Below are 9,503 nucleotides of genomic sequence, written 5' to 3'. Positions count from 1 at the left end.
TCACGGGATCTGCCTGTTCGCGACCCCCATGTGAGACAGATTGACTCACAGAGAGTCTATGAGTCAACTTGTCTCAGAGAGACCTGCGTCACACCACTGCCTTCAGTTCACATACGGCCGCGGGAGCACAGCTCTGGCGTTCGCGAGTCGCCCTCGGCACACCGGCCGAGGGCGACATCGACAGGAAGTCCCCACGGCCGCACGGCCGTCGGTCGACTCTGCCGCGCAATTCCTGATGTTCACGCTGCGGGCGACGCTGCGTCCGGCGGCCAGGACGAGGGCGCGCATCCTGCTGTGCGACATCGGGTAGGCGGGCCGGGGCGGCCGGCCTCGGCCGCTGCAGGGCGGGCACTCGGGTCGCGCCTCACCCGGGTAACAGTGACAGCCATACCCAGAAACCCCTGGGCCCTCCGATCGGCACGCGATGCGGCCGCAACGCCGACCCGAGTGCGGGGACGCCTGACATCGGCCCGGCTCACGCATGAGGCCCCCGCCCCGACTGTTCGTTTGAGTGATCGAAAGCGCACCACGAGCGAAGCACCCGTTTGACGTCACCGCCGGGTATTGACGCGCCCCTCCCCCACTGTCATTGTTTCCGGCAGGTAGACATCTGATGTCTGATGTCTGATGTCATAGAACGTGAGGTGCTCACCATGTCGCTCTCAGACGACCTCGCGGAGCAGCTGCTCACCGCGATCATCGATGGCCAGTACCCGCCGGACTCCGCCCTCCCGCCGGAGGGCGAGCTCTCGGAGCAGGGCGGGATCAGCCGCCTGACCGTGCGCGAGGCGATCAAGCAACTCCGCACGCAGAACGTCGTCCGGGTGGTGCGCGGCCGGGGCACCTACGTCAACCCGCCGCACCGATGGACGGCCCTGGAGCCGGTGGTGCGCGCGGCCTCGCGCACGTCCAGCGGTGCCCTGTCCGAGCGGCTGATCGAGGCGCGCCGCCTCATCGAGAACGGCGCCTGCGAGCTGGCCGCTTCCCGCCGTACCGAGGAGGACCTGGACGCGTTGCGGCAGCATCTGGACGTCATGCGCGAGGCCGCCGAAGCCGGCGACACCGAGCAGTTCGTGCAGGCCGACATCGACTTCCACGACACAGTGATGCGGGCGACGGGCAACCTGTTCGTCCCGCTGCTGTTCGAGCCGTTCGGTCCGCTGCTCGTCGAGGGCCGCCGGGAAACCTCGGCCGTCCCGGAGATCCGTGACAACGCCATCGCGCACCACGTGGCAGTACTGGCCGCACTGGAATCGAGAAGCCCCGAGGCGGCGCGTACCGCGATGGACGCCCATATGAACCAGACCGCGGACGACTTGCGCGCCCACGTCATCAAGCAAGACGGCGACTGATGTTCCAGCTTCCCCCACCTCCCCGCTCAGCCCAGGAATGCGTCATGCCCCTTTCCCGCTCCGCCCCCACGCGGCCCGGCACGCCGGTGCCCGAACACGAAGTGCTGGACGGACTGCCCCCGGTCCGCGAGGTGACCGCCGACGAGGTGGCCGCCCGTATCTCCTCAGGGCCCCGTCTGGTCGTCCTCGACGACGATCCGACCGGCACCCAGACCGTCGCCGACGTCCCGGTGCTGACCTCCTGGACGGTGGACGACCTACGCTGGGCGCTGCGCCAGGACAGCTCCGCCTTCTTCGTGCTCACCAACACCCGCAGTCTGTCGCCGGAGGACGCCGCCGCCCGCAACCGCGAGGTGGTGCGCGCCCTTCAGGAGGCGTCACAGGCCGAAGGCACGGGTTACGTGCTGGCCAGTCGCGGCGACTCGACCCTGCGCGGCCACTTCCCGCTGGAGACCGACGTCCTCGCGGAGGAGCTCACCGAGCTGGGCATCGGCGCCCCGGACGGGGTCGTGCTGGTCCCCGCCTACATCGAGGCGGGTCGGCTGACCGTCGGCTCGCGCCACTGGATGCGCACCACGGACGGGCTACTGCCGGTCGGCGAGAGCGAGTTCGCCCGCGACGCCACCTTCGGCTACCGCAGCTCCTCGCTACCCGAGTGGGTCGAGGAGAAGACGGATGGTCGTGTGCCCGCGGACGAGGTGCTGTGCATCACGCTCGACGACCTGCGGGGCGGTGGCCCGGCGCACACGGCGCGGATGCTCGCCTCGCTGCGCGACGGGCGTACCGCCGTCGTCGACGCGGTCTGCGACGACGACCTGCGGGTGCTGGCCCTGGCTCTCGCCGAGGCGGAGGAGAAGGGCGCGCGGCTGCTGTACCGGGTGGGGCCGTCCTTCGTGCGGGCCCGTGCAGGTCAGTCCGGTCGGCCGCCCCTGACGCCGGCGGAACTGCACCGACTGCGCGGGGATGCCCCGCACGGACTCATCGCCGTCGGTTCCCATGTGTCGCTGACGACACGGCAGTTGGACCGGCTGCGGGAACGCGGCGGGATCACCGAGTTCGAGCTCGATGTCGCCCTGCTGCTCGACGAGGAGCGGCGCGACGCCCACATCACCGAGGTCGCAGCGGCCGCCGCCTCGGCACTCGAGTCCTCCGACGCGGTGATCCGTACCTCGCGCACGCTGGTGACGGGTGCCGACAAGGACGACAGCCTGGCGATCTCGCGCCAGGTTTCGGCGGCGCTCGTAAAGGCCGTACGCCGGGTCAACGACGTCCGCCGACCCGCATTCGTCATCGCCAAGGGCGGTATCACCTCCAGCGACACCGCCACCCATGGTCTGCGGATCCGCCGCGCCTGGGCACGGGGCACGCTCCTGCCCGGCATCGTCTCGCTGTGGGAGCCGGTGGACGGCCCCGCCGCCGGTATCCCCTACATCGTCTTCGCCGGGAACGTCGGCGATGACGACGCCCTCGCCGACACCCTCGACCTGCTCAGGAGCGCATGATGCTGCTGCACGGAACCGACGCCCTCAAGCGGGCCGCGACGGAGGGGCGGGCGCTGCCTGGATTCGTCGCCTACAACCTGGAAACGGTCCAGGGCATCACAGCCGCCGCCGAGGCCGCCGGACGGCCCGTGCTGATCCAGGCCGGCTCGAGTCCCTTCAAACACGCCGGGCGACAGGCGCTGATGCGGCTGGCGCTGGACGCCGCCGAAAACTCCGCCGCCCACCTGGGCGTACATCTCGACCACAGCCGGGACCTGGAGGAAATCACGGCCTGCCTCCGGGCCGGCTACACCTCCGTCATGGTCGACGGCTCTCACCTTCCCTTCGCGGAGAACATCGCCCTGACCCGCGAGGCGGTACGCCGCGCCCGCGACCACGGCGCCTGGGTGGAGGCCGAACTCGGGGCCCTCGCGGGCAACGAGGACGTCTCCACGAACGCCGTCGCCCGGACCACGGCGATGACCGACCCCGCACAGGCGGCCGAGTTCGTGGCCGCGACGGGCGTGGACGCACTTGCCGTCGCGGTCGGCAACGTCCACGGCTTCACCAAGGATCCGGTACGCCTCGACCTGGAGCGCCTGGCCGCGATCCACGAGGCCGTACCGGTGCCGCTGGTCCTGCACGGCGCCAGTGGCCTGCCCGTCGAACAGCTCCACGACGCCCTCGCCCGTGGTGTCGCCAAGGTCAACGTCAACGCCGAACTGCGGCGCGCCTTCCTGGAAGCCGTCCGCACGACCCTCCCGGGCGCCCTGGCCGGCTCCGACGTGGTCTCCGTGTGGGCGGCGGGCCGCGATGCGGTGACCGCCGCAGCGCTGGAGGTCATCGCGCGCCTGACGCCCCCTGACGGCCAGGGCTCCTGACACCGCTCGCCGTCCCCCGCAGGCCCCCACACATCCGTCGCGGCCCTTCCCCAGCCGCGACGCACCTCCCCTCCCCTTTCTCCTCTGGAGGACAAAGATGTCTCCCCACCCCCGTCCCCACACAGCCGTGATAGGCCTCGGCGCCATGGGTATGCCCATGGCCCGGCGGCTGACCGGCGGACTTCCCGTCACCGTCTACGACATCGCGGCCGACCGCAGGGCTTCACTCGCTGCGGAAGGGGCCCGCGACGCGGCGTCCCCGGCCGAGGCCGCCCGCGAGGCCGACGTCGTCGTCCTCGCCGTCCGGGACCAGGCCCAGGTCGAGGGCGCGCTGTTCGGCGAACACGGCGCGGTGGAAACGCTCCGCCCGGACTCGGTGGTGGTGCTGACCAGCACCGTCGGTCCCGAGGCGGCGCGCGCCACCGCCCGACGGCTCGCCGAGCGCGGTGTGCTGACCGTGGACGCGCCGGTCAGTGGCGGCCCGGTGCGGGCCGGCGAGGGCGACCTGCTGATCGTCGTCGGCGCCGAGGACGTCGCGCTGAAGGCGGCGCGGCCGGTGCTCGACCTGCTCGCCTCGACGCTCACCGTCGTCGGACCGCGGCCCGGCGACGGGCAGGCCCTCAAGGCGGTCAACCAGCTGCTGGCGGGCGTGCACATCGCCGCGGCGGCCGAGGCGATCGCGCTCGCCCGCGGGCTCGGGCTCGACCCGGCCACGGTGGTGGAGAGCCTCAAGCACGGCGCCGCGGGCTCCTTCATGTTCGCCGACCGCGGGCCGCGCATGGTCCAGACGTACGAGGACGGCCCCCAGCCCGAGGTCAAGTCGCGGCTCGACATCTTCGTCAAGGACATGGGCATCGTGACCGGTATCGCCAAGGATGCCCACGTGCCGGTGCCGCTGGCTGCCGCCGCCGAGCAGTTGTACCTGCTCGGGGAAGGCGCCGGGCTCGGCGCCCACGACGACTCCTCTGTCGTCACCGTGCTCTCCCCGAAGGCGCCGGACGGTGCGGAGGGAGCGGGACGATGAGCAACAGCAGCCTTCTGATCATTGCGGTCGCCGGAGTCGCGGCCCTGCTCCTGCTCATCCTGAAGGGCAAGGTACAGCCCTTCGTGGCCCTCATGGTCGTCAGCATCGGCGTCGCGCTCGCCGCGGGCGTGCACGCCGCCGACCTGGTAAAGACCATCGAGGACGGCATGGGCTCCACGCTCGGGCACATCGCCACCATCATCGCCCTCGGCGCGATGGTCGGCCGGATCATCGAACTCTCCGGCGGCGCCCACGCGTTCGCGCACACGCTCATCGAGAAGTTCGGCACCCGCCGCACCGCGCTCGCGCTGACCGTCGCCGGGTTCATCCTGGGCATCCCGGTGTTCTTCGAGGTCGGCCTGATCATCCTCATGCCGATCGCGCACGGCGTCGCCCGTGCCGCCCGCAAGCCGCTACTGGTCTACGCGCTGCCGATGGGCTCCGCGATGCTCACCGTGCATGCCTTCCTGCCGCCGCACCCCGGCCCGGTCGCGGCCATCGAGGCGATCGGCGCCAGTCAGGGGCTGGTCCTGCTGATGGGCATCCCGATAGCGGCGGTGGTGACCCTGCTCGGCTATCTGCTCTCCCGCCGCCTCACGCGCCGCGAGTACCCGATGGACCCGGCGGTGTACGCCGAGGTGTACGGCGCCCCGGGCACCGCCGAGGACAGGCCCGCCCCGGCGGAGACGACCGGGAGCGTGGCGCCGGAGGACCACGGCACCGCGGTCCTGACCAAGCCGGCTGTGGCGGGTAGCGACGTGCGCCCGCCGTCCTTCGGCATGGTGCTGACGCTGATCGTCCTGCCGATCCTGCTGATCCTCCTCGGCACCATCGGCCAGAACACCCTCGCCGCGGACTCGGTCCTGCGGTCCGTGCTCACCGTGGTCGGGGCCCCGATGGTGGCACTGCTGATCGACCTCGGCCTGTGCGCCTACTTCCTCGGGGCCCGGCGTGGCTGGGACCGGGCACGCATCGCCGAGGTGATGGGTTCGGCGTTGCCGCCCGTCGCGGCGGTGATCCTGGTGGCGGGCGCGGGCGGTGTCTTCGGGAAGGTGCTGGTCGCCAGCGGCATCGGCAACGCGGTCGCCGACGTCCTGGAGCGCACCGGACTGCCCGTCCTGCTGCTGGCGTTCCTGACGTCCCTCGCACTGCGCGCCGCCCAGGGTTCGGCGACCGTCGCGCTCATCACCACCGCGGGCATTCTCACGCCGCTGCTGGACCGAGCCGACCTGTCGGCGGGTCACCTGTCGCTGGTGGCGCTGGCGATGGGTGCGGGCGCCCTCGCGCTCTCGCACGTCAACGACGCCGGGTTCTGGATGTTCACGAGGCTCGCCGGCCTCGACGTCGCCACCGGCCTGCGGACGTGGACGGTGCAGACGACCGCCATGGGCCTCATGGGCTTCGCCCTCACCGCAGCCCTTTGGCCACTGGTGTGACCGTCCACCGCTCGGATCGGTGAACGTGGGGTGCCCGCCCCGGCCTTCGGCGGCCGGGGCGGGCAACCTGTGCGTTGCGTGGTGATGTGCGGGGCGAGGGCGAGGCGCTGTTCTGGATCGGCGCTTTCCACCAGGTCGTCCGCGACGACACGGAAACCTCTTTACCCGCCTTCGAGCGCGCTTTCGACCCACTTTTGGGAGCGCTCCCAAACAAGGTCTGGTCCTGACGCATCACGCACTTCTCCGGCCTGCGGCTTCGAAAACGCTTCGGCAGGTTCACGCCAGTCTTGTCAGGAACATGAAGCCCTTCTAGTGTCCCTGCCGAAACCGAGGGAATGGGAGCGCTCCCATCTTTGTGTTGCGGGAGCGCTCCCGTACCTACTCCCCACCCCTTCGGAGAGGAACCGCATGCGACCGTCACCGCCCCATGCCCGTACCGCGCGTGGCCTGTTCGGTGCCCTGCTCACCTCGCTCGTCTCGCTGGCCGCGTTGCTGACCACCGCCTCGGTGGCGCAGGCCGACACCACCATCTGCGAACCGTTCGGGTCGACGACGATCCAGGGCCGCTACGTCGTCCAGAACAACCGCTGGGGCACCAGCGAGGCCCAGTGCATCACCGCCACCGACTCGGGTTTCAGGATCACCCAGGCCGACGGCTCGGTACCCACGAACGGCGCCCCGAAGTCCTACCCGTCCGTCTACAACGGCTGCCACTACACCAATTGCTCGCCCGGCACGAGCCTTCCGGCCCAGCTCAGTACCATCTCCAGCGCGCCGACCGGCATCTCCTACAGCTATGTCAGCAACGCGATGTACGACGCCGCGTACGACATCTGGCTCGACCCCACGCCCCGCACCGACGGCGTCAACCGGACCGAGATCATGGTCTGGTTCAACAAGGTCGGATCCGTTCAGCCCGTGGGCTCGCAGGTCGGCACTGCCACCGTGGCCGGGCGTCAGTGGCAGGTGTGGTCCGGCAACAACGGCTCCAACGACGTGCTGTCCTTCGTCGCACCGTCGGCGATCACCAGCTGGAACTTCGACGTCATGGACTTCGCCCGGCAGGCCGTCTCCCGCGGGCTGGCGCAGAACAGCTGGTACCTGACCAGCGTTCAGGCAGGCTTCGAGCCCTGGCAGAACGGCGCCGGCCTCGCGGTGACCTCGTTCTCCTCCACGGTCAACACCGGCGGCGGCAACCCCGGTGACCCCGGCAGCCCCACAGCCTGCAAGGTGGCCTACGCGACGAACGTCTGGCAGGGCGGCTTCACCGCTGACGTAACCGTCACCAACACCGGTTCCTCCCCCGTCAACGGCTGGAAGCTGGCGTTCACCCTGCCCGTCGGACAGCAGATCACCAGCAGCTGGAACGCCGGCGTCTCCCCGTCATCGGGAGTGGTCACGGTAAGCAGCCTCGCGTACAACGCGCAGATCGCGCCCGGCGGCCGGGTGTCCTTCGGCTTTCAGGGCAGCTACTCCGGCACCTTCGCCGCGCCCGCCGGCTTCGGCCTGAACGGCGCCGCCTGCACCACCGCCTGACACATCCGCTCACTCCGGGACCCGCCCGCCTTCTCCACCGCGGACCGGGCGGGCCCGGGCCCTCGCTCGGCGCCGCCCGCTCCCGGCTCCTCCCGGAAAGGCCCACCCGCATGCGCCTCCTGACCGCTCGCCGCGGCCCGGCGACGGCCGCCCTGGCCCTGTGCGCCGCCGCTCTGCCCCTCATCGGGCCGGCCGCCGCCGTCCCGAAGCCCGCCGCCACCTCGTCCGCCGCCGGCCTCCCTTACCACAGGCGGCACCCTGGCCGTCGGCCAGAACACCGGCGACCTGCAACTACGGACGAGCAAGTCCGACTGGTCGAACTTCGACGAGGTCGGCGACTACAGCCGCGGCACCTCCACTACGTACACCGACGCCGCAGCGATCCCCGCGTACCTCGGTACCACGCCCGCCTGGGGAGCCCCGCCCGCCTGACCCACCCGCGCCGGGCACCTGCCGACGCAGCCCGAACGTCCTCGCCCGCCCGGTCGGCACACGCCCCGAGCGGGCGAGGTCCCCCCCTCTTCGTCCACAACGCCGTCCCCGCCGACAGCCGCCCCGGCCCATCACGCGGTGCATCAGCATGCCGAGGCTGTAGGGACTGAGGGCATCCGGCCCGGCGAGGTGAAATCGAGCAGTTGCACTGGATCGACCAGCGCCTCAGCCGACCGCAGCTCGGCCATCGTCCCTCAGCGCGTTTCAGGGCCGTGCGGAGCCAACGGACGCCGACAGCAAACGGCAACAGGGCCCAGGTCCGTGACCTGGGCCCTGCCTGTGATGACGTGCGAGCGAGTCAGGCAGCGGGGCGTTGGAACCGCTGCTTGAGCGCCTTCCCGCGGGTCTCCATCGTGTCTTCTATCTGGGCCTTCTTCTGCTCCCGGCGCGCCTCGGCGGCCTCGCGTTCCGCCGCCACCTCCGCCTCGCGGACCGCCTTGACCTCGGCTCGCACCCGCTCGGCGGGCCTGCGCTCAAGCACCGCGCCGAATCGCATGGCGAACAGGTCGATCGCCGCCATGTCGCGCTCGGCTACCTCGGCGACCAGCACCGTGCTGCCCGCGCTGACCTCGTCGGCCACCAGGGCCACCAGGAGCTCTCCGTCGCCCGCCGCCAGTCGGCACCGCCGCCCACCAGGGCGCCGGTGCCCCAGCCCAGCACCACGCCAACCGGTCCACCCAGCAGGCCCACCACCAAACCGACAAGCCCGCCGACCAGCGTGCCCCCTCCCACCCTGACATCGACGCCCTCGGGAATGCGCACCGTCCCGTCCAGCCGGCGCTCGACGAGCATCGCGCCCGTGACCTCCACGGTCGGGCCACCGAGCTGCTTCAACTCACTGAGCGCCTGGTAGGCGGAGGCCTGTTCGGTGAAGCGGAAGACGACGACGTTCTCGGTCCTGTCCATGGCCACTCCTCAACCACTCATAGGTCCTGTACTCGGCGGGACCCCCCCACCTGTGAGACATTACGTATCGAAGATGTTCTGCGAGTCAAGCCGTCTCATAGATGTCGAGTGACGTCGCCGGCGAACCCCGTCCCGGTCCGCCGCAAGCCACGTCTTGACCGCCCAACAGGTCGGCGCACCCAGGCCGCGACCAGATCCGGCGAGCCGCACCTCAGCGCCGCGGACCCCCGCATTAGACATTTTCGGACATTCTCTGATATCACTGTACTTCCATACAGCGTATGGAAAACAGCGGGGAGCCGCCGGATCGGCGGCCTCCGTTTCGACTGATGGTCGCCGACTGTGCCCTCACAAGGGGTGAACTCGGCGATACGGCTTCGACATAGATGGGGCGC

General features: G+C 70.7%; 8 protein-coding genes and 1 pseudogene. 7 read left to right on the top strand and 2 right to left on the bottom strand.

Going from position 1 to position 9,503, the window contains the following annotated elements; all coding sequences use genetic code 11:
• The first annotated feature begins 653 nt into the window (after positions 1 to 653).
• From ABT114_RS46590 to ABT114_RS46560, 7 genes and pseudogenes are all read left to right on the top strand, one after another.
• The gene (locus tag ABT114_RS46590; RefSeq protein WP_351152395.1) at positions 654 to 1,352 is read left to right on the top strand and encodes a FadR/GntR family transcriptional regulator; all 699 of its coding nucleotides are present in this window, start codon (positions 654 to 656) and stop codon (positions 1,350 to 1,352) included.
• A 44-nt stretch (positions 1,353 to 1,396) separates the two neighbouring features.
• Positions 1,397 to 2,854 carry a four-carbon acid sugar kinase family protein gene (locus tag ABT114_RS46585; protein WP_351152393.1) on the top strand — a complete coding sequence of 486 codons (1,458 nt, stop codon included), beginning with the start codon at positions 1,397 to 1,399 and terminating at the stop codon, positions 2,852 to 2,854.
• Complete coding sequence (locus ABT114_RS46580; RefSeq protein ID WP_351152390.1) at positions 2,851 to 3,714, top strand: class II fructose-bisphosphate aldolase; 864 nt, start codon at positions 2,851 to 2,853, stop codon at positions 3,712 to 3,714. The genes ABT114_RS46585 and ABT114_RS46580 overlap by 4 nt, the downstream gene beginning before the upstream one ends.
• A gap of 97 nt (positions 3,715 to 3,811) precedes the next feature.
• Positions 3,812 to 4,738, top strand: coding sequence for an NAD(P)-dependent oxidoreductase (locus tag ABT114_RS46575; protein ID WP_351152387.1), 927 nt, complete (start codon positions 3,812 to 3,814; stop codon positions 4,736 to 4,738).
• Positions 4,735 to 6,174, top strand: coding sequence for a GntT/GntP/DsdX family permease (locus ABT114_RS46570; protein WP_351152384.1), 1,440 nt, complete (start codon positions 4,735 to 4,737; stop codon positions 6,172 to 6,174). The genes ABT114_RS46575 and ABT114_RS46570 overlap by 4 nt, the downstream gene beginning before the upstream one ends.
• Before the next feature lie 408 nt (positions 6,175 to 6,582).
• On the top strand, positions 6,583 to 7,710 hold the full coding sequence (locus tag ABT114_RS46565; RefSeq protein ID WP_351152381.1) for a glycoside hydrolase family 12 protein: 1,128 nt from the start codon (positions 6,583 to 6,585) through the stop codon (positions 7,708 to 7,710).
• A gap of 252 nt (positions 7,711 to 7,962) precedes the next feature.
• A pseudogene (locus ABT114_RS46560) lies at positions 7,963 to 8,142 on the top strand (cellulose binding domain-containing protein); the annotation flags it as partial.
• A gap of 358 nt (positions 8,143 to 8,500) precedes the next feature.
• Here the strand turns inward: ABT114_RS46560 and ABT114_RS46555 are convergent.
• Together ABT114_RS46555 and ABT114_RS46550 are read right to left on the bottom strand one after the other, a co-directional pair.
• The gene (locus ABT114_RS46555) at positions 8,501 to 8,782 is read right to left on the bottom strand and encodes a hypothetical protein (protein ID WP_351152379.1); all 282 of its coding nucleotides are present in this window, start codon (positions 8,780 to 8,782) and stop codon (positions 8,501 to 8,503) included.
• Positions 8,734 to 9,108 (bottom strand): hypothetical protein, encoded by a 375-nt coding sequence (locus ABT114_RS46550; RefSeq protein WP_351152377.1) that lies wholly within the window; start codon positions 9,106 to 9,108, stop codon positions 8,734 to 8,736. The genes ABT114_RS46555 and ABT114_RS46550 overlap by 49 nt, the downstream gene beginning before the upstream one ends.
• Between the last annotated feature and the right edge of the window lie 395 nt (positions 9,109 to 9,503).

The organism is Streptomyces sp. NPDC002088, assembly GCF_040296605.1.
Lineage (GTDB): Bacteria > Actinomycetota > Actinomycetes > Streptomycetales > Streptomycetaceae > Streptomyces.
The sequence above is the reverse complement of the archived record's forward strand: the minus strand, read 5'-3'. Positions and strand labels throughout refer to the sequence as shown.